The sequence below is a fragment of the Roseimicrobium gellanilyticum genome, assembly GCF_003315205.1.
Taxonomy (GTDB): domain Bacteria; phylum Verrucomicrobiota; class Verrucomicrobiia; order Verrucomicrobiales; family Verrucomicrobiaceae; genus Roseimicrobium; species Roseimicrobium gellanilyticum.
In genome coordinates this window covers 424,988-444,576 of sequence record NZ_QNRR01000007.1, presented here as the reverse complement: position 1 = coordinate 444,576, position 19,589 = coordinate 424,988, and the positions used below count along the sequence as shown (strand labels likewise).

Sequence of the window (19,589 nt, the reverse complement as noted above, 5' to 3'; positions counted from 1 at the left end):
CAATGGGAAAGAGGGGACACCAAGCCCTTTGTTCCCTTCGGGTTCGGGCAAGGAGAGATCTTTTTACCTTTGACTTTTGAGACGCGGTGGCAAGCTTCAAGCGCGACACCGCTTTGAACGAAGCGGACGATATTTTCCAACCCGGTTCGGGTATAGAAGCGAGTTACGGCAGGAAGCTGGATTCTAGCAAGCCTTTGAGAAAAATTTGCAAAGAGCTGCTCCGTTCAAAGCGGTGTCGCGCCTTAGCGCTTGCCACCGCACTCCAAAACGCAAAGCGCAAGCCATGCCATTCACGCATGGCTATGCGAGATAGATTTGTATCGTTCAAGAGCAGAGGCACCACGCCTACCACCACCACCGCCCATAAATCCCGCACGGCAGAGTGAGCCCGCCACGCGTGATCGGCAGCCCCACTTCACCTGTCGCGAGCTTCCCACCTGTCGAGCCCAGCAATTGCGTCATCACATTCCCCAGCGCCGTGGGTGAGAGGCCAGTGGTGTACGCATTCACCAGGAAGAAGATGGGCTCATCCGAAAGCAGCTTCTGGCACTCTTCCAGCAGCGGCCAGAGGTGCGACTCCATCTTCCACACCTCGCCACTCGCACCGTGACCGTAGCTCGGTGGGTCCATAATGAGGCCGTCATACTTCCTGCCACGACGAATCTCGCGGCGCACGAAGCCCATGCAATCATCCACGATGTAGCGGATGGACGACTTGCCCAGGCCGCTGAGCCGCGCATTCTCCCCGCACCACTCCACCATACCCTTGGCAGCATCCACGTGGCACACACTCGCCCCCGCCGCAGCAGCAGCCACGGTGGCGGCACCGGTGTAGCCAAAAAGATTGAGCACGGACAACTCGCGGTCCTTCGCCTTGGACTTGGCCTGGCGGATGAGGCCGCTGCACCAGTCCCAGTTCACCGCCTGCTCGGGGAAGAGCCCGGTGTGCTTGAAGCCGGTGGGCGAGATTTTGAACGTCAACCCGCCATACTTGATGGTCCAGGAGGTCGGCAGTTTCTTGCGGTACTCCCAGCGTCCCCCACCCTTGTCACTGCGGTGGTACCAGGCGTCCCACTGCCTCCACTCGCCACTCCGGGGCCAGATGACCTGGGGGTCAGGACGTGCCAGGACATACTCGCCCCAGCGCTCCAGCTTCATGCCATCGCCCGCATCGAGGAGTTCATACTCACGCCAGTCGTGGGCGAGAATGGGGGCGCTGACAGAATGTGAAGGGGAGGCAGGCATGGGGCAGCCAACTTCATGCCCCAGCCTGTTGTCACAATCAACCGCGAGTACAGGCCGAAAAACCGCTGGCCAGTTTCGCCGTCCCGCCAACATTCGGGCATGATTCTCCGGAACAAGGTAGCTGTGGTGACAGGAGCGGCGCGTGGCATTGGCTTCGCGCTTTGTGAAGAACTGGCCCGTGCCGGGATGACCGTGGCCATGGCGGATGTGGATGCCGAATCCCTCGCGAGCGCCGCCGAGATGGTCGGAATGGACGGTGTGCTCGCCATGCCCTGTGATGTGTCAAAGCAGGCGGAAGTCCGCGAACTCGGCGAAGAGATCGAAACCAAAGTGGGCCCCATCGCCGTGTGGATCAACAACGCAGGCCTCGCACGTCACCGCTGGATTCCCGATTACTCAGAGGAGGAAATCGATCTGATGCTCGATGTGAATCTCAAGGGAACCATCCTCGGCTCCCAGGAAGCACTCCGCCGCATGATGACTCGCAAGGCAGGTCACATTGTGAATGTGATCTCCACCGCGAGCCTGCGCGGCATCCCAAGCGAAACGGTCTACTGCGCCGCCAAGTGGGGCGTGCGTGGCTTCACCCACGGCCTGCAGGAAGAGGCAGCGGCTCACGGTGTCCGTGTCACCGCAGTCCTTCCTGGTGGTGTGGACACCGCCTTCTGGGATGGCGCATCCGATCGCAAGGCTCCTGTGGAGAAGTTTCTGACCCCGCGTCACGTGGCAGATGCGATCCTGAAGGTGCTGGAGATGGACGACTGGTGCGTGACGCGTGAACTCGTGCTGCGCAGCATGGCAGACAGCGATTTCTCCGTGAAGCCCCAGTAGCCACGCACAGCCAGCCGCAGACTCATGAGTGAAGCCCCGCCCTTCCGCACGATTGAACTCTCCGAGCCCTCGCTCACAGAGCCGGGTCTTCGCTTTGCAACCGTGAAGTCCCCAGCGCTACGTCGGCGTGCGGATGTCACCTTCTACGTTCCTGAGCAAGACAGTGTGACAGCACAACGTCTGCCACTGGTGCTGCTGCTCCATGGCGTGTACGGCAGCCACTGGGCATGGGCTCTGAAAGGTGCGGCGCATCGCGTGCTTCAGAAGCTCATCAAAGTCGGCGAATGCGAGCCCATGATGCTGGCCATGCCTTCCGATGGGTTGTGGGGAGATGGCTCCGGGTATCTGCATCATCAGGAGGCGGACTACGCCAGATGGATCGTGGAAGAGGTGCCCACCCTCGCGGCTCTAGTGGAGCCACGCGTGACCAAAGCGCCGCTCTTCATCAGCGGACTGAGCATGGGTGGCTATGGGGCACTGCGACTCGGTGCGCGTTTTGCGGAGAAGTTTGCAGGCATCAGCGCTCACAGCAGCATTACGGACTTCCGCCAGATGGAGGGCTTTGTGGAGGAGCCGATGGATACGTTCAAGCTGAGCTCGGATGAAGAGCCGGGAGTCTTCGAAGCCATGCTGCATCGCCGCGGCAAGCTGCCGCCGTTCCGTTTCGATTGCGGCACGGAGGATGACCTCATCGAATACAACCGCGTGCTGCATCGCGACCTTGATCACGAAGGCATCCATCATGTGTACGAGGAATACCCGGGCGCGCACACCTGGGAGTACTGGACGGAGCACGTGGCTGATACATTCCGTTTCTTCACCAGCGTGCTCAGGGCGAAGTAGGCTGCTGCTTCACGCAATCATCCCGCGCTGCACATGCGCCTCTTCCACACCGGTGAGCTTCTGATCGAGGCCCTGGAAACGGAAGGTGACCTTTTCGTGATCGAGCCCCAGCTGGTGTAGCAGCGTGGCATGCAGGTCGCGGACCTTCACGGGATTCTCTGCAATGTAGTAGCCCATTTCGTCCGTGGCTCCATAGGTGGCACCACCTTTGATGCCACCACCGGCGACCCAGATGCTGAACGCTTCCTTGTGGTGATCGCGTCCGCAGGTCTCCGGATTCTCGCTGCCTTGCAGCATGGGCGTGCGGCCGAACTCCCCCGCCCACACAATGAGCGTGTCATCCAGAAGACCACGCTGCTTCAGGTCTTTCACCAGTGCGGCCATGGGGCGGTCCACGGCCCTGCAGTTGCTGGAAAGCTTGCCGTGCTGATTGCCATGCGTATCCCAGTCCGCGTGGAAGAGCTCGATGAATCGCACTCCTCGCTCGGCAAGACGACGCGCATAGATGCACTGGCGGGCGAACTCTCCTTCCCCATACAGATCAAGCACATGCTGGGGCTCATCCTTCAAATTCATCAGTTCCGGCACGCTGGTCTGCATCCGGAAGGCCATCTCATACTGGCCCATGCGCGTGAGAATCTCCGGATCCCCGGTCTGTGTGAACTGCTGTTGATTGAGCGCCTGCACACCATCAATGATGCGACGCCTCCGCCCGGCATCCATCCCTTGGGGATTGTTCAGAAAAAGCACAGGCTCACCAGCACTGCGAAACTCAATGCCCTGGTGAATGCTCGGCAGGAAACCATTTCCCCACAGTGCGCTGCCTGCTCCGGGAATCTTGCCGGAAACGAACACCACGTACGCTGGCAGATTTGCATTCGGGCTCCCCAGGCCATAGCTCACCCATGAGCCCACGCTTGGATTCCCCGGTCGATTCAGGCCGGTGTGGAAGAACAACTGTGCCGGACCGTGATTGAAATCCTGGGTGGTCATACTGCGCACCACGCAGATGTCATCAGCCACGGTCTGGAGGTTTGGCAGCAGTTCAGAAATCTCCGTCCCACCTGCTCCGCAACGGTCGAATCGATAGCATGTGCCCAGGAGCTTGGGGTGCCCACGGATGAAGGCAAAGCGCTTGCCCTTGATGAACTCATCCGGGCAGAGCTGCCGATCATGCTTCTGCAGCATGGGCTTGTAGTCAAAGAGGTCGAGCTGCGAAGGCGCACCCACCATGTGCATGAAAATCACCCGACGAGCCTTGGGCTCGAAGTGCGCCAGGCCAGCATCTGACGCAGCAGCGAAGAGCCCCGGCTCGATCAGGGAGTTGAGAGCCAGTGTTCCCATGCCAGCCGTCATGCCTCGCAACAAGGCCCGGCGGTGCAGCAGGTTGGGCAACGCCCCTGCGTCACCGGCACTCATCCATGATGTATCATGGTATCTCATGGTTTGGTGATCGTTTCGTGAAGGTTCATCAGCACGCTCGCGACATCGAACCACGCTGCTCCGGCGTCATTCAACGAGCCTCTCCCCTCTTCATAGACCGACACCAGCGAATCAAGCTCACTGCTGGAGGGTGGACGCGCCAGCACGGTACGGAAGCCGAAGGCCAGTGACTCACGCAGGTCCTTGCCCGGGTGCACAGAGAGGCGTTTCGCCAGTGCGTGAGTCATCTCCACATAGGCGGGATCATTCATCAGCGTGAGCGCCTGCAAAGGAGTGTTGCTTCGGGTGCGCTGCACCGTGCACGCGCCACGGTTCGGCGCGTCGAAAGTGGCAAAGCTCGGATAGTGTGCATGCCGCCTCCAAATCGTGTAGAGGCCTCGCCGGTGAGCATCCTCCCCTTTGGAGGTGGTATAGTTGTTGTCCACCTCCCCTGTGACTCGCCACACGCCCGGAGGCTGCACCGGTTTCACCGGCGGTCCACCCATCTTGGGGGAGAGCAGTCCACTTACCGCAAGTCCCTGATCACGGATGGCTTCTGCCTCCAAACGAATGCCACCATTCCGCGCGAACAGCTTGTTCAGTGGGTCGCGTTCCAGCAGCTCAGGACGCGCTGCAGAAGCACGCCGGTACGTCTCGCTCAAAAGAATGCGACGCAGCGTCTTCTTGAAGCTCCATCCATCTGTCTCCACAAAAGTAACGGCCAGCCAGTCGAGCAGCTCAGGGTGTGTAGGCTTGTCCCCCTGAAGCCCGAAGTCCTCCATGGTGGACACGATGGGCTGGCCGAACAACTCCGCCCACCAACGGTTCACCGCAACACGCCCCACCAGTGGATTCTCCTCCGACACCAGCCACTGGGCAAAGCCGAGGCGGTTGGATGGCGCATCCTTTTGAAAGGCGTGCAAGGCGGCGGGAGTCGCTGGCGCCACCTTCGCTCCCGGCATGAGGAAATCACCACGCTGCATGATACGGGTCTCACGCATGGCTTCATCACGCATGACGGCCGTGCGCGTGACACCCACCTCTGCCACCTTCTTTCGACCCCGCTGCACCACGTCCTGAAGTTTGTCCAATCGAGTGTCCCCCTTGAAGAGACTGCGATGCACCCTGCTGCATACATCAAAGTCGCGATCCTGCGCCGGCGTCTGCAGAAGGTCACGCTGCCCCGGCTTCAGTTTTGCCACACGCGCAGTATCTTCCTCCAATTCTCCCCACTTGTCTTGCACCGCCTCCTCGTAGCGCTTCATGGACAGGGCCAGATCTTTCTGCGCAGCTTTGGCCAGTGCCACGGCCTCAGGTGAGGAGCCCATCACGAAGTCCGGGCCGATGTAACTCATGCGCGCGCCCTTGGGTGCCTGCTGGCTCTCCACCGGCGTATTGTTGAAGAAAGCCAGGACCTGGTAATACTCCTTGGAGGTGATCGGATCGTACTTGTGGTTGTGGCACTGCGCACACCCGAGACTGGCACCCAGCCATACCGTGCCGGTGGTATTCACGCGGTCGACGAGTTGCTTCACACGATCTTCTTCCGGATCGGTGCCCGCTTCGAGATTGAGTGTGGCATTACGATGAAATCCGGTGGCGACCAGTTGCTGCGGTGTCGCCTGCGGCAGGAGATCGCCCGCAAGCTGCTCGATCGTGAATTGATCAAACGGCATGTCATCATTCAACGCCTTCACCACCCAATCGCGGTATGGCCAGACCTGGCGGAAACCATCACGCTGGTAGCCATCCGAATCCGCATACCTCGCGAGGTCCAGCCAGGGTCGGGCCCACTTCTCGCCAAACTGCGGTCGCGCCAGGAGTGAGTCCACCAGCTTGGCGTAGGCCTCTTCCGTTGGATTCGCTGCATAGGCATCCACCTCAGCGATGGTCGGCGGGAGACCGATGACATCGAGGAACAAACGGCGCACCAAGATTTCGGGTTGGGCAGCGGGATTGGGCGTGAGCCCTTCTTTCTTCAGACGCGCATTGATGAAAGCATCCACAGGATGACTCCCCTTGTCCGGCAGTCCCGCGGCCACTGGCTTTACATAGGCCCAATGCGCAGGAGGCCGCCATCCGTCATCCGGCCACGGTGCTCCCTGCGAGATCCACTCCTTGATTACCTGCACTTGGGCCGACGTGAGCGGCTTCTTGTCCTTGGGCATCCGCTTCTCTTCATCCGCCGTTACAAGCAACTTGTAGAGCAAGCTCTCCTCGGGCTGGCCTGGTACCATCACCGGCTCACCGGAATCTGCCGGACGATGCGCATGATAGTGCGTGTGAAACGCAACACCGGCCTTCTGTTCCTTCTGCCCATGACAGGAGAAGCACTTCGCCTCAAGGATGGGACGCACTTCACGCGCGAAGTCAGGCGCGGCGGCAAGACTCTCCACGGCTGTCGCTGTAGCGAAACCGACAACGGAGCTTAGCAGCCAGGCCACACGCGTCCCCATGATCTCCGGGCTAACGCGCCGCACCCCTCCCGCATTTCACCGGATTCCGCGCTGTCGCAGAATTCACCTCCCTGAAGGCCACATCCTACAACTTCGCCTTCACCAGCCGGAAGTATACCAGCGACCCGGACTCATTGATGCCACTGAAAGTGACAGGCCTCTTTCCCGGCGAGTTGTCCCAGCAGAGGCGGATTTCCTCGGGCTCAATCTTGTAGATGCCCAGAACGGACTGCTTCCCGTCGGGCGAGGCCATTTTGAACTGCTTCGGTTCCTTGGTGGCGTCTACGGAGAGCGTGGCATTGTTCACCACCTTCCCGTCGACCATGATGGAGAAAACCGGTCCCGTGATGCGCAGCGTCATCGCCTTCGCCTCCTGGGTGGACACGGGCTTGTTCCCCTTCTCCGCATACTTCACTGTCCATGAACCTTCCATCCGCTGGAGGTCATCGGCAGGCGGCGCAGCCATGCATGGCGGCAGCGACCAGAGCATCGCCATAATCGTGATGATGAGTGGGCGGACCATGATGCCGCCAACTCTTCATCGGTCGATGCAAATCAGCAAGGTGTATTGCCGACACCTCCCCGATCCCATGCGCCGAAGTGACGGCGCTGCGGGATGCCGTACCTCTCAGAGGTGACAGCTTAAGCTACAGCCTCAGCACCTTTGTGTCCGAGCTGCTTCACAGCCTTGTTAAGCTGATCAAACTCGAGGGGCTTCTTGATCACCGTCACAGGTCCGGTAGCCAAAATCTTGCTAAGGATTTCACTGTCCGGATATCCGGTAATCACCACGATTGGCAGATCGGGATCCAGCGCCTTGAGTTGCATGTATACCTCATCCCCCGGAATGTCAGGAAGCTTGAGGTCCAGGAAGACGAAGTCGAACTTCTGCTTCTTGGCCATGCTGAGCGCTTCCGCACCAGAGCCCACCACGAGGCGAGCGAGGTTGGCCTTCTTCAAGAACTGCTTGAAGAGAGCCTGCAGCGCAGGATCATCATCAACCACAAGCACGGTGGGCTGGCCTGTTTCTTCTTCCTTCCGCAGCACATCGCGATCCAGAAGGCTGCGCTTGATGCGCCACCGTCCACCGATCTGGACTGCCGGGAGCTGTCCGCGCTGCACGAGGTAATACACCGTCGGCAGCGGAATGCGGAGGTACTCGGCGGTCTCTTTGACCGTCATCAACTCAGGGGAGGATTCAGCCATGTTAGTTGGCAATAAGGTTGGGTGTGAGATGCAGGTGGGGAGTCGGGAGAGTGTGTGCAAAAAGCTTACGAGCGAGCTTATTTGAGAATGTGCGACTTAAATTTCCATAAATTCCAAAAATTAGCAAGCTTTTTCGTAAACGAATAGCTGGAATACTCAGAATGATGACAGGTAATAATCAAAAATGCAATCCAAATATGCGCGTATTGTGAAAATTGCGAAACAGCAGACAGTGTGACGTTTTCAGTTTCTCCGCTAAAACATATTTTACTCCATCTCTAGGTACAACAACCTCAAATGATTAGGCAGTCCGAAAATTTAAGATAGGCCATTGTGACTGCCCGTTCAAAAATTACAACAGAAAGATTTATGTTCACACGAACACTTAATCTAAATTCTAAGATCTGCGTCTGAGGAGATCAGAAATTTTCCTGATTTTTACAGCAATCCGCCTCGCAATTTCTCTCCCACGTAGGAGAAAAAATCACTCATCATCTTGGCGGGCTGTCACGCCCTCTTCGCTGAGCACCACGCGGAAACCAATCTCATCTCCGCGAGTCCCTGGGGGCATGGCTTTGCGATGGGAAGCGAGAAGCTCGTCCTTGTTTCCGGAACGGAAGCCACCACCTCGTACCGCACCCAGTCGGCGCAGTTTTTGATCTTCGCCGCCAAAATCGTCCTGCACCCATTCCCAGACATTCCCGGCAAGGTCACGCAGTCCATTTTCATTCGGCTCAAACGAACCGACGGGGGACAAGTCGGCAAAGCCATCGTTGAAGTCCTCAATGCCGTCCTTGCGTTTTGCCTTGGTGGCGGCGGTGCGGTCCCACATGTTCCCAGGGACCGGGCTCGGCGGCCAGCTGAAGCCCCACGGATAGATGCCCAACGCGCGCTGGCTGCGTGAGGCCGGGGAATCACCACGCTCGCGCGGAAGTCCCGCCGCCATGCTCCACTCGTCATCCGTAGGCAGTCGGTAGCTCTGACTCGGCTCCAGCAAGCCACGAGTGCGCTCCACCATCGTGAGCCACTTGCAGAAGAGTTCCGCATCCGTGCGGCTCACGTGGGTCATGGGCAGGGTCACGTCAGAACGCACGTCGACCAGCGGAGGCTGCGATGTGGGAAGCGTGCGCAGGAACGTAGCGTAGTCCGCACGGCGGGTCTCGGTCGCAGCCATGAGCACATCTCCCAGCGGCACGAAGTCCATGCCCAGGGAATTCTTCCACTTCCTGCCGAATGCCACCGCATCCGTAGGCTTGAGTTTTGCCACGAGCTTGAGCGTCTTCCCTTCCTCCACCTTGCCCTTGAGTACCTCACGCTTGTAGCCGGGAAGATTCACCACGAACTCGGCATTTCCCACCTTCATGCGCGTGAGCGCGAGCGGCGTAGGTCCCAGGGCGACACCATTGTTCATGACTTCCGCCCTGCCAGGAGAACTTTCCACGATCACATGGCCGAAGTGCAGCCGCACCACCTCCAGACGGAAGGCAACCCAGTCCGCGTTCGCCGCGCTGCGCTTCACGCTCGTATCCTGCTTCCAGGCGTACTCGTAGTTGGCATCCAGCGCGCCGGCCTCCTGATCGTACTTCGTCATCCATTCGGCAAAGGCGTCCGCATCCGTCTTGGGAACGACCACCGGATACTCCGGCTTTCCGCCCTTTGGGAAGGTGGGAACCACTTCGCCCTCGAAGGACTGCATGCTGTCATCCAGGAAACGCTGCAGCGACTCCAGCGTCACCGGCTTCTCCGCCACATGGCGATCTCCCTTCCAGTTGAACTTGAGGTCGAAGCTGTTCAGCCACATCCGGCCCTGACGTGGGAGCTTTGCCTGGGCAATCTCCTCGGGCGTCAGCTCGCGAGACTCCGGTGCCTGCACCACATAGCGCCACTCCGCAGTGCGCTTGGAGACAGCGAGCAGCGCGCCAAAAAGAAACGAGCCCAACACCAATCGCCAGGCAGCGCCCCACAGGCGGCTGCTCATGGGCACCGGCTTCGGTACTCCCACGGTCCGCAGTGCCTCGGCAAAGTCCGCAGCACTGGCAAAGCGCTCCTTCAGATTCGGCGCACACGCCTGGCAGATAACGCCATTCCACTCGCGCCACAGCTTCCACTCGCCTGCCGTGAGATCGTCCGGCACCTCGGGGAACTCCATGCGGTCCTTCCCCGAGCTGATTTCATACAGCACTTTCCCAAGGCTGTAGATGTCCGAAGCAAAGGTACCCGGGCCCTCCGGCGGCACAAAGCCCTCTGTGCCCACGAACGAACGCTCGCCATGCGCAGCCACGAGGCCGATGTCCGCCAGTTTGCACACGCCTCCCACAAAGATGATGTTGGACGGCTTGATGTCGCGGTGCGTGAGCCCGTAGCTGTGCATGTATCCCAGCGCATCCGCCAGATAGATGCCGGTCTGTTTGCAGAACTCGAGATTCAGCCGGCCATGTGTCTTGAAATCCGTGGTCAGCGTGCGGGGCACGTAGGTTGTGATGTCGATGTCTTTTCCACGATCGGCATCGTCCGCCAGTTCCATCACATAGTAATAGAAGCCACGGTTTTCGTTCCACCCTACGTGGAGCACATTCACCAACCCGGGATGTCCGCGGGAGATGGGCTCAAATTGCTGAATGCCTTCGAACTCCCGGTGGAAGGTCTTCTCGTACTCAAAGTCCTCCCGCCATACCACCTTCACGGCACGCAGGGCACCGGTGATTGTCTGGGCCAGCCACACTTCACCATAGGCACCGGAGCCGATGCGGCGGATGAGCTTGAGATCCGGAATCGGGATGTCCTCATCCCGGGAGCTCAGCGGCTCCTGTGAGGTCCGCGCCTGTCCACTGCCCCGGGCGCTTCCGGGCTTCATGCCTGAAGATGGACCTCCGGCAGCAGGCGATGCCGCTGGCTGCTCCTGGGCAGGCTTGGGAGGAGGCATGAAAGAATGGGACAGCGGAATTCTAGCAGGCGTTCGCCCAACCTTCCAGCGGAGCGCGCATAAAAACCCTGCTGAATGACCAATCCGGAATCCGCCTTAGAGCATGGTGCTTTCCAGTCCCTGCACCTCTTTTTTGACGAGGGCACCGACGCGATGTTTCGCCAGATAGACCTGGGCGGCATTGATGCCCAGCACCTCGGCCGTCTTCTTCACGCCCCAACCTTTCAGCACATAGCAGTCGAAAATCTGGAATTGGCGCGGTGAAACGCGGCTCTTCACCCGCTCCAGTGCAGCGGAGGTGATGTTGTCCTTCCACTCCTTGTCCCACACTTTTTCCAGCACGTTGTCCTTCTCGTGCGTCAGCCGCTCCATGGCGAGCTCGGCATTTTCCGAGTGCTCATTGCCCTGGTCGGCAAGGGAGGGCTGACGCTTGCGAGCGCGGAAGACATCCAGGATACGCCAGCGCGTCATCTGCAGGAGCCACGCCTTGAAGGAACCAGCACGAGGATCGTACTGCCCCTTCTTCACCTGGCGCGCGATGGCCAGAATGGTTTCCTGCACCACATCGAATGCCTCCTCGCGGGTCAGGCCAGCCTTCGTGGCCACACTGAAGATCAGACGCCAGTAGGTCTGATAAAACTCATCCCAGACGCGATGGTCCTCCCAGTTGTCGAGCTTCTCAATGAGGCTCTTGCGCGTTTTTTCGCACATGGTGCGCTGTTTGCGCTCCTCCCCGCTGGAACGGGGGGTACGGGGCTCCAACTCTGGGGTTGTGCGGGGCATGGGAATAAGTGTCGAGAGCGTAGTCGATTAAGGCAAGCGGAAATTACGAGCCTACGGGCGACCATCCTGCGGACTTTGTGCGATTGACACCTGCTTTTTCTCTCTATGGGTGAGGCATGCCCGAGCCCACTCCGCGTGTCCTAGTCGCCGATGCCTCCCTGCCGAACCGGCGCCTCATTCGTGAGTTGCTGACCGCCTTCCGTCACTGCGAACTCGATGACGCCGCCAATGCGGAGCACGCCTTTGAGCGCGCCCTACAGCGCGAGTACGCCCTTTTCATCTTCGCGATCGATCTGCCGGACATCAGCGGCATCCTGCTGGATCGTTTCCTGGCCAAGGTCTACACCAAGGTGCATACTGGCGCCGTCACCGCACCGCCCGTGGTCTTCCTGTCGCGTCCCGAAGATGCCGCCGCCTTCCGCGCTGCCCAAAGTGACGCTCGTGTCCGCGGCCAGGTCCCCCTGCCGCTCAATCTGGATGCGCTGATGAATGCGGCAGGCAATGTGCTGCCGGCGAAGGGGACAAAGTAGTCCTTTGCGCGCGTGCAGCCACAATGTAGAAGGCTTCTCCAGAAGCCTTTCACGCCCGCACGCCCTATCATTTCACGCGTCTGGAGAACAAACGCTTCGGGCTGTCTATCGCCCCTCGACATCGCATATCATTCCTGGTGAATCATGGGCAATGCCACCATGAAACAAGGCTTCTGGAGAAGCCTTCTGTATTTTTCCCAGCGCCCGCTACGCCTCATGAGTTGAATCCACTCGTATCCATGATTCAATGTCGGCCCCCATGTCCGAATCCAATCCGTCATCCCCCATCCTGCCGCATGAAAACTGCCGGGTGAAAATCTGCGGAGTGACGCAACGTGAGCAGGCGCTGGCCATTGCGGAACTGGGCGTGGATTACCTCGGCCTGAACTTCTGGCCAAAATCGAAGCGGCATCTGCCGCTCGAATCGGCTCTGACTTGGGCGCGCGAGATTCCAGGGACAACAAAGCTTGTCGGTCTCTTTGTGAACGCCGAGGCTAACGACGTGCAGGATACTGCCGCATCCGTCGGTCTTTCCTTCGTGCAACTGCACGGCGATGAGACTCCCGATTTTTGCGCGCGTCTCGTGGAGCAAGGCCTGAATGTCATCAAGGCCATCCAGGTAAAGGATGAGTCCAGCCTTGATGGTGTCGCAGCATTCCCGGTGCAGAACATTCTGCTGGATGCGTACCATCCCGGCATGCGTGGCGGCATTGGCGAGACGTTTCCGTGGAAGCTCGCTCAGGAGTTCAAGCAACGCTATCCAGAACGCCATCTGTGGCTGGCAGGTGGACTCACACCTGAGAATGTCGCTGAAGCCGTGGCTGGCGTGCACCCTCAGGTGGTGGATGTGGCCAGCGGGGTGGAGGATGCCTCACCCGGTGTGAAGAACCTGGAAAAGGTAAGGCGTTTCATCGAAGCGACGCGCACAGGTGCGGCGGTGAATTAGGCCAGGCCTAAGGCCGATGCACAAGAAGCGTATCATTGTGCACAATCCTAGAAGTACCCGACGAAACACTTCAAGATGGGGCGCGTAATTGTCCGCCCTGCATTGTATTCTTCATGAAACGCACCCTACTACTCTCCGCCTTTGCCCTGGTGGCCGGCTTCACTTCCGCAGCGGAACCGCCCGCGGGATTCACGGCTCTCTTCAACAAGAAGGATCTCACTGGTTGGCGCGGCGGCAGCACCTTTGACCATCGCAAGCTCCTCGAAATGCCGGAGGCAGAGCGCAAGGCGCAAATCGAAAAGTGGACCGCCAAGATGATGGAGGTCAGTGACAAGACCGGCAAGCCCCACTGGTATGTGGAAGGCGATGAACTGGTGAACGATGGCTTCGGCGACTACGCGACCACGGAGAAGGACTACGGTGACTTCGAGCTTCTCGTCGAGTACAAGACCGTGCCCAAGGCAGACAGCGGCATCTACCTTCGCGGTGTGCCCCAGGTGCAGATCTGGGACTCCACGGAAAGCGATGAGAAGGCCGTGCAACTGGGCAAGCCCAAGGGCTCCGGTGGTCTCTGGAACAACGCCGCCGGCAATCCCGGCAAGGACCCGCTCGTGAAAGCGGACAAGGCCTTCGGTGAATGGAACAAGTTCCGCATCGTCATGGTGGGCAGCCGCGTGAGCATCTGGCTCAATGACCAGCTCGTGGTGGATCACGCCATCCTCGAAAACTACTACGACAAGGCCAAGCCGAAGGGCAACACCCCTCCCCCCGCCCCGCGCCCGGTGCCTGCGAAGGGACCCATCCAGCTCCAAACCCACGGTGGCGAGATCCGTTGGAAGAACATCTTCATCCGTGAAATTGGAGCGGAAGAGGCCAACAAGATTCTCTCCAGCAAGGGCGGTGAGGGCTTCAAGAGCGTGTGGAACGGCAAAGACTTCGATGGATGGGCCGGTCCCCTGGAGAACTACGAAGTCGTGGACGGAGCCATCCGCTGCAAAGACAAGAAGGGCGGCACAGTGTACTGGAACCAGGACCTGAAAGACTTCGCCGCGCGCGTGGAATTCAAGGTGCCGGCGGGTGGAAACAACGGCCTGGCGATTCGCTATCCTGGACAGGGTGACACGGCCTACGTGGGCATGACCGAACTTCAAGTGCTCGACAACGACGCGGAGAAATACGCCAAACTCGACGCGCGTCAGTTCCATGGCAGCGCCTACGGCATGGTCGCCGCGCAACGTGGATACACCCGCCCCGCCGGTGAGTGGAACTTCCAGGAAGTGACCGTGAAGGGCAGCACCATCAAGGTGGAGCTCAATGGCACCGTCATTCTTGATGCCGACCTCAGCAAGGTGGATCCCTCCACGGTGATGGGCTCCAAGCCCGACGCTCCGAAGGCACACCCCGGCCTGAACCGTACCAATGGCTTCTTCGGCTTCGCTGGCCACAGCGATCCGGTGAGCTTCAAGGATGTGCAGGTGAAGAGCCTGTAGGCCGAGGTCTCCACTGACAGCTTGAACTGAACAAACACGGCGTCCTTCGCGGGCGCCGTGTTTTCTTTTCGCTTCATCGCAGGCGAAGTTCCTTGATGCAAAACGGCTCAGTGGCGCAATGTTCGCCGTGGAAAAACTCCCCCCCTGCACTGAAGACAGGGACTTGCTGTGACATCATTTCGAGCATGGAAATGGGATAAAGCCGAGACACGATGAATTCGCAGGAAGACAACCGGAGCATTCCAGAACTCCTCCAAGACCTCGCCAAGGCCACCACCGAGCGGCCCGAGGGCATCGTAGACTGGATGCACTACGGGTTCAGGTTGCGCTGCGCAGGCATGTGGGATCCGGCAGTCCGGTATGGGACCTTGGACAGATTGGAAGAGCTGGCTCTGAGCCTGTCCGGCAATGTCATGGTCCAACTCACGCCCTTATTTGAGCAACGTGCGTGGATGGCAGGAAGACACGGGCTGTGCACGCTCGCCGACCTTCTCTGGCCAAGAATCTCGCCCACCGCCCAGGGAAATTTCCTCGCCGGTGCGGCGCATCTTCTGGAGGGTGATGCTCTCTCGGTGCCGATCAATGACAGCAGCGGGATTCCATCGACGGAAAAGGAAGCTGAAGCTCTCTCCACCTGGATACCGCGGCGCCTGCCAACGGTCCGTCTGGAAGCTCCGGCCGCCGCCGAAATCGGGGCCTGCGCCATCATCGCCAAACACAACTCCCTGCTGCAATGCCTCCTCAGTCGGGATGATTTGCCGGAAGGCCCTGTCCCGAGATTCAGCGGTTACCGGGATCAACTCCGCTTTGAAGAGCAACTTTCCCAACAAAGCACGTGCGTCCTCGATGTGCTTCTGGAGGCTGCGGTGCGATGCGTGCGTTCCGAGGCGGTGCAGCTTCTGCTCGAGCGTGGAGCCAATCCCAACGTCCCCTGCTGGATCCTGGAGCGAAACTTCAACGAATGGCACAGCGCCCTCTCCTATGCGATCAAGGAAGGGCGGGAGAAGCACGAGGAAGAAGCGGACAAGATCATCGGATTGCTGCTCTCCCATGGAGCCACCCCTCAAGGGCTCGACTGTGCAGGAAGGAATCTGCCGCTGATGCTGGCCATCCAGCAGCGGGACTGGACTCTTTCAGACTTGCTTTTGGATCTGGGCGCGACCTTTGAAGGTGGCCAGCCTTATGGAGAGAATGGCTATGGACACAAGGGGAAGGTCATTTCAGAAGTGCACCTCACGATGGGATACAGCAAGGAGGACCTGCAGTGGGTGGAGCAGAAGCTCTCACCACTGATACCTCTCGTGAAACCCTGGGAGATTCCTCTCTTTCTCCAAGGTGATGGTCAAGGCGGACACATCATCACGTTTCTGCACGGCCTCGCGTCTGACCAGCACATTACCGAATTGAGAAAGTATGAAGCAAGAGGACTGGGCACCGTACTCACGCCCGTACTCCTGCTCAATCTCATCAACGGAGGATGCTACGAGGCACTGCAACATCTCCTGCGGGACAATCCCAACCTCAGGCGAATCATGTTCCGCATCCGGCGGCGTGACCCCGACTTCGCCACGCAGGGAAATGAGCTGATGCGATGCGTGCCGGAGCACGATGGCTCCAATGCGCTATTGGGGTTCCACCCCTGCGAAGAGACCGCACTCACCCTTGCGGATGGCACCCGCCTACACGCGTGGCTGGATTGCGTTGCGCCACCCGCGCACAGCCATGGACCGATAAGTCCGGGATGCTTTTGGTTGCAGACCATTTCTGCGGACCATCGCCGCCGAGGGAAACATGTGGAGACACTCCGCACGCGCCGCATTTGGCGTGCCGTGAAGGTGCCCAAGAATGACTACCAACTCGAAGATTTCATCCCCCTGGTCAAGGAGGTGAATGGCACCTTCTTCCTGCTGGGCATCACCCTCAGGTCGCTGCCTTATGGCCAAGAACTGCCAGAAGTTTGGAAGGAAAGCATCGCCCTTTGGAAGAATGGAGTCGCCATACACCTGATTCGCGAGCAGTTCGTCGAGCGCATGACCGCGCAAATGTCCATGAACGTGGACGCTCCGCAACCGGTCTTGAGTGAAAAGGAATTGAAAGCCTACCCTCCTGAATTCTGGCCCTATCTGCTCAGATTGAGTGATGGCACCATCGGCATGACTCCAGACAGCTGCCGCCTCAAGCCCGGCATGCTGGACCTCTACGACGTATGGGCGAGGCAAAACAAGCCCGACAAGAATCGCCCCATCGATCCAAGGCTGTTAGCATGGAGGATGTGGCCCCAGATTCCGATAGAACTGCGCCCCTTTTTCCACTTCGACGAGCTGTTTCAGAAGCCCTCTGTGCGTCACGACGCCCGCAATGCGTATGAAGAGGAGATGATTCGTGCGGCCGTGCAGTGGAACAATGAGTGGATGATGCAGTCACTCAAAGACGCCGATCTGTAATTGCCAGCCACAAGCCTCGCTCAATCAAGGTGCCGGTGGAAGAACTTTGCCACCCCAGCAATCTCCTTCTGATTGATGCTGAACCAGTGCGCTTTGTTCGGGAAAACCTTGAGGGTGGACTCCACCCCATGCGCATGCAAGGCGTCGTTGAGTTCCTCGCTTTGCTGCACGGGCACAAGGGGATCGAGACGGCCGTGAAGAATGAGGAATGGGGAAGCGCCACGGCGCACGTTGAAGGTGGGGCTGGCAGCCGCGGCGAGATCGTTATGCGCCGGAAGTCGCGCACGCAAAAGATTGGCAATGGTCTGATTGCCCGTCCACGCATGCTTTTCATACAGCGCGACGAGATTTGCGGGTGGTGAAAACGCGCACACGGCACGAATGTCTGGCGGACCATCCAGCACTCCAAGCAGTGCTGCGATGTGCGCACCTGCAGATTCGCCGCTCACGCCAATACGCGAGCCGTCCACACCGTAGCGTGCGCCGTTTTCTTGAAGCCATGCCACAGCGGCGCGGGCATCCTGCAACTGAGCGGGAAACGGAGCTTCCTTGCTGAAGCGGTACTGGATCGAGGCAACAGCGAAACCGTGGTGGGAGAGATCCCTGAGCACGACGTGAATGTCCTTCCACCCGAACTTCCAGCTTCCGCCGTACATCCAGATCACGACGGGTGGAGGCTCCTTGGTTTTGGTCTCCGGCACATAGAGGTCCAGCTTCAGATCGCGCTGAGGTGTCCGGGCGAAGACAATGTCCCGATGCACACTCTCACCGGAGTGAGGAGGGATGTACCCCACACAGCTCGTCAGAATGCCCATGATCAGGAGCAACAGGCTCCATGATAACAAACGTGCGTATTGCGGCAGTCGGAGGTTCATCCAAGGATCTAAAACGTGGGCCGAGTGTACTTTGGGTGCCGTCAAGGAGCGGGGCATTCCTGTCCCCGATTTGCGGTGGCAACTCCTTTGATATCGAAGCTTCAAGGTGATCGCCAGCCCACAGCGGGGACAGGAATGTCCCCGATCCTTGGGTGAGGCCCGGCCTCACCTCTCACTTGTTCCCCGTCGCCACGCTGGAGACACTGCCATTTGCGAACTTCGTGATCAGCATGTCCCCCACACGCACCTTGGTGGCATCGGAGATTGCCTTGCCCGTCGGGTCGGTAGTCATGGAGAAGCCACGAGCCAGCACGCCATCCGGCCCGAGACTCTTCAGGAGCTTGCGCATCGAGCGGATGCGCTCGTCGTCTTGAGTGATGCGCTGGCGCACCATGCTCGCAAGGCGGTGCTGCAGCAGGTCCATGCGGTGTCCTGCGTCGGTCAGAAGGCGAGTCGGCTGGAAGCGCTCCAGGGCATGCTGGTGATGGATGAGCGTATCTTCGATTTCGCGCCAGAAGCCGGAGAGCGCGTCATGGAAGCTGCTCTCCGCATCATCCACGCGCTGCTCGGCATCACGCAGCAGACGCACGGGCTCGCGGTGCAGCGCGCCCTTGTCCATGAGCTCCAGCACACGCTCATGCTGCTCCAGGGTGGCATTCACCCGGAAGGAGAGACGCTTGTCGAGTGCGTCAAAGTGCCGGCGCAGTTCCGTGACGTCGGGCGCGAGCAACTCGGCCGCAGCGCTGGGTGTTGGCGCACGCAAGTCCGCCACGAAGTCGGCAATGGTAAAGTCGATCTCGTGTCCCACTGCGGAGATGATGGGAATCTCCGAGGCAAAGATGGCACGCGCCACAACCTCCTCGTTGAAGTTCCACAGGTCCTCCAGGCTGCCGCCTCCGCGACCTACCACGATGGTATCCGGCACAGGCAGGTCGATTTCTTCAGCACGATTCAGGAGCTCAATCGCCTTCGCAATCTCCTGCTCTGCACCCTGCCCCTGCACGCGCACAGGGAACACCATCACCCGCACCCACGGGGCACGACGGGTGAGGATGTTCAGCATGTCACGAATGGCCGCGCCCGTGGGCGAAGTGACCAGCGCCACGCAACGGGGGAAACGCGGAATGGGCTTCTTCCATTCCATGTCAAAGAGCCCTTCCGCTGCGAGCTTCAGCTTCAATGCCTCGAAGCGCTGCTGCAGGCTCCCCTGCCCCTTCGGCTGCACGGTGCGGACGATGATCTGGTAGTTCCCGCGTGCCTCATACACGGTGAGCCCGCCGAAGATCTGCACCTGCATGCCATCCCGCAGCGGCATGGGCAGACGAGCGCCGGCATTTCGGAAGAGCACACAAGAGATCTGCGCCGTCTCGTCCTTCAGCGTGAAATACTGGTGCCCGGAGCTCTGCAGGCGATGGTTGCTGATTTCCCCCTCGACCCACACGTCTCCCACCTGCTCCTCAAGGAGTGAGCGGATGGAGCGGGTCAATGCAGAGACGGTGAGGACAGCGGGATCAGGCATGAAAAAGGGGCTGGGCTACCGCTTAGGGGATCGCGGAATCGGGGTCAAGCCTTCACTCGACCTTTCGCGACGCGCG

The 19,589-nt window shown here is 59.5% G+C and carries 15 protein-coding genes; 6 read left to right on the top strand and 9 right to left on the bottom strand.

Going from position 1 to position 19,589, the window contains the following annotated elements; all coding sequences use genetic code 11:
• Nucleotides 1-345: 345 nt before the first annotated feature.
• A complete protein-coding gene (locus DES53_RS20425) occupies nucleotides 346-1,245 on the bottom strand; it encodes a class I SAM-dependent methyltransferase (protein WP_113960152.1) in 900 nt (299 codons plus the stop codon).
• A gap of 99 nt (nucleotides 1,246-1,344) precedes the next feature.
• On the opposite strand from DES53_RS20425, the gene DES53_RS20420 reads away from it, so the two are divergent.
• Together DES53_RS20420 and DES53_RS20415 are read left to right on the top strand one after the other, a co-directional pair.
• Nucleotides 1,345-2,076 (top strand): SDR family oxidoreductase, encoded by a 732-nt coding sequence (locus DES53_RS20420; RefSeq protein ID WP_170157252.1) that lies wholly within the window; start codon nucleotides 1,345-1,347, stop codon nucleotides 2,074-2,076.
• A gap of 24 nt (nucleotides 2,077-2,100) precedes the next feature.
• Nucleotides 2,101-2,919: an alpha/beta hydrolase gene (locus DES53_RS20415; RefSeq protein ID WP_113960150.1), complete on the top strand. Its 819-nt coding sequence runs from the start codon at nucleotides 2,101-2,103 to the stop codon at nucleotides 2,917-2,919.
• Nucleotides 2,920-2,928: 9 nt separating this feature from the next.
• On the opposite strand, the gene DES53_RS20410 is transcribed toward DES53_RS20415, so the two are convergent.
• From DES53_RS20410 to DES53_RS20385, 6 genes are all read right to left on the bottom strand, one after another.
• A complete protein-coding gene (locus DES53_RS20410) occupies nucleotides 2,929-4,362 on the bottom strand; it encodes a DUF1501 domain-containing protein (protein WP_245958219.1) in 1,434 nt (477 codons plus the stop codon).
• Nucleotides 4,359-6,797 carry a PSD1 and planctomycete cytochrome C domain-containing protein gene (locus DES53_RS20405; RefSeq protein ID WP_113960148.1) on the bottom strand — a complete coding sequence of 813 codons (2,439 nt, stop codon included), beginning with the start codon at nucleotides 6,795-6,797 and terminating at the stop codon, nucleotides 4,359-4,361. Before DES53_RS20405 ends, DES53_RS20410 begins: the two co-directional genes overlap by 4 nt.
• Nucleotides 6,798-6,882: 85 nt before the next feature.
• A complete protein-coding gene (locus tag DES53_RS20400) occupies nucleotides 6,883-7,320 on the bottom strand; it encodes a TIGR03067 domain-containing protein (protein WP_113960147.1) in 438 nt (145 codons plus the stop codon).
• 119 nt (nucleotides 7,321-7,439) lie between these two features.
• A complete protein-coding gene (locus DES53_RS20395) occupies nucleotides 7,440-8,003 on the bottom strand; it encodes a response regulator (protein WP_113960146.1) in 564 nt (187 codons plus the stop codon).
• A gap of 484 nt (nucleotides 8,004-8,487) precedes the next feature.
• Nucleotides 8,488-10,926, bottom strand: coding sequence for a bifunctional serine/threonine-protein kinase/formylglycine-generating enzyme family protein (locus DES53_RS20390; RefSeq protein WP_113960145.1), 2,439 nt, complete (start codon nucleotides 10,924-10,926; stop codon nucleotides 8,488-8,490).
• Between the two features lie 96 nt (nucleotides 10,927-11,022).
• On the bottom strand, nucleotides 11,023-11,709 hold the full coding sequence (locus DES53_RS20385) for an RNA polymerase sigma factor (protein ID WP_206026087.1): 687 nt from the start codon (nucleotides 11,707-11,709) through the stop codon (nucleotides 11,023-11,025).
• A 116-nt stretch (nucleotides 11,710-11,825) separates the two neighbouring features.
• Here DES53_RS20385 and DES53_RS20380 point away from each other — a divergent pair, with 116 nt between their 5' ends.
• From DES53_RS20380 to DES53_RS20365, 4 genes are all read left to right on the top strand, one after another.
• Nucleotides 11,826-12,239 carry a response regulator gene (locus DES53_RS20380; RefSeq protein WP_113960144.1) on the top strand — a complete coding sequence of 138 codons (414 nt, stop codon included), beginning with the start codon at nucleotides 11,826-11,828 and terminating at the stop codon, nucleotides 12,237-12,239.
• 259 nt (nucleotides 12,240-12,498) lie between these two features.
• Nucleotides 12,499-13,185 (top strand): phosphoribosylanthranilate isomerase, encoded by a 687-nt coding sequence (locus DES53_RS20375; protein ID WP_113960143.1) that lies wholly within the window; start codon nucleotides 12,499-12,501, stop codon nucleotides 13,183-13,185.
• 113 nt (nucleotides 13,186-13,298) lie between these two features.
• Nucleotides 13,299-14,675, top strand: a complete 1,377-nt coding sequence (locus tag DES53_RS20370; RefSeq protein ID WP_113960142.1) for a 3-keto-disaccharide hydrolase — start codon at nucleotides 13,299-13,301, stop codon at nucleotides 14,673-14,675.
• 212 nt (nucleotides 14,676-14,887) lie between these two features.
• Nucleotides 14,888-17,119, top strand: a complete 2,232-nt coding sequence (locus DES53_RS20365) for an ankyrin repeat domain-containing protein (protein WP_113960141.1) — start codon at nucleotides 14,888-14,890, stop codon at nucleotides 17,117-17,119.
• Nucleotides 17,120-17,139: 20 nt separating this feature from the next.
• Here the strand turns inward: DES53_RS20365 and DES53_RS20360 are convergent, their stop codons facing one another.
• The gene (locus DES53_RS20360) at nucleotides 17,140-17,994 is read right to left on the bottom strand and encodes an alpha/beta hydrolase (protein WP_170157251.1); all 855 of its coding nucleotides are present in this window, start codon (nucleotides 17,992-17,994) and stop codon (nucleotides 17,140-17,142) included.
• 172 nt (nucleotides 17,995-18,166) lie between these two features.
• Nucleotides 18,167-19,513, bottom strand: a complete 1,347-nt coding sequence (xseA, locus tag DES53_RS20355) for an exodeoxyribonuclease VII large subunit (RefSeq protein WP_113960139.1) — start codon at nucleotides 19,511-19,513, stop codon at nucleotides 18,167-18,169.
• Nucleotides 19,514-19,589: the final 76 nt, after the last annotated feature.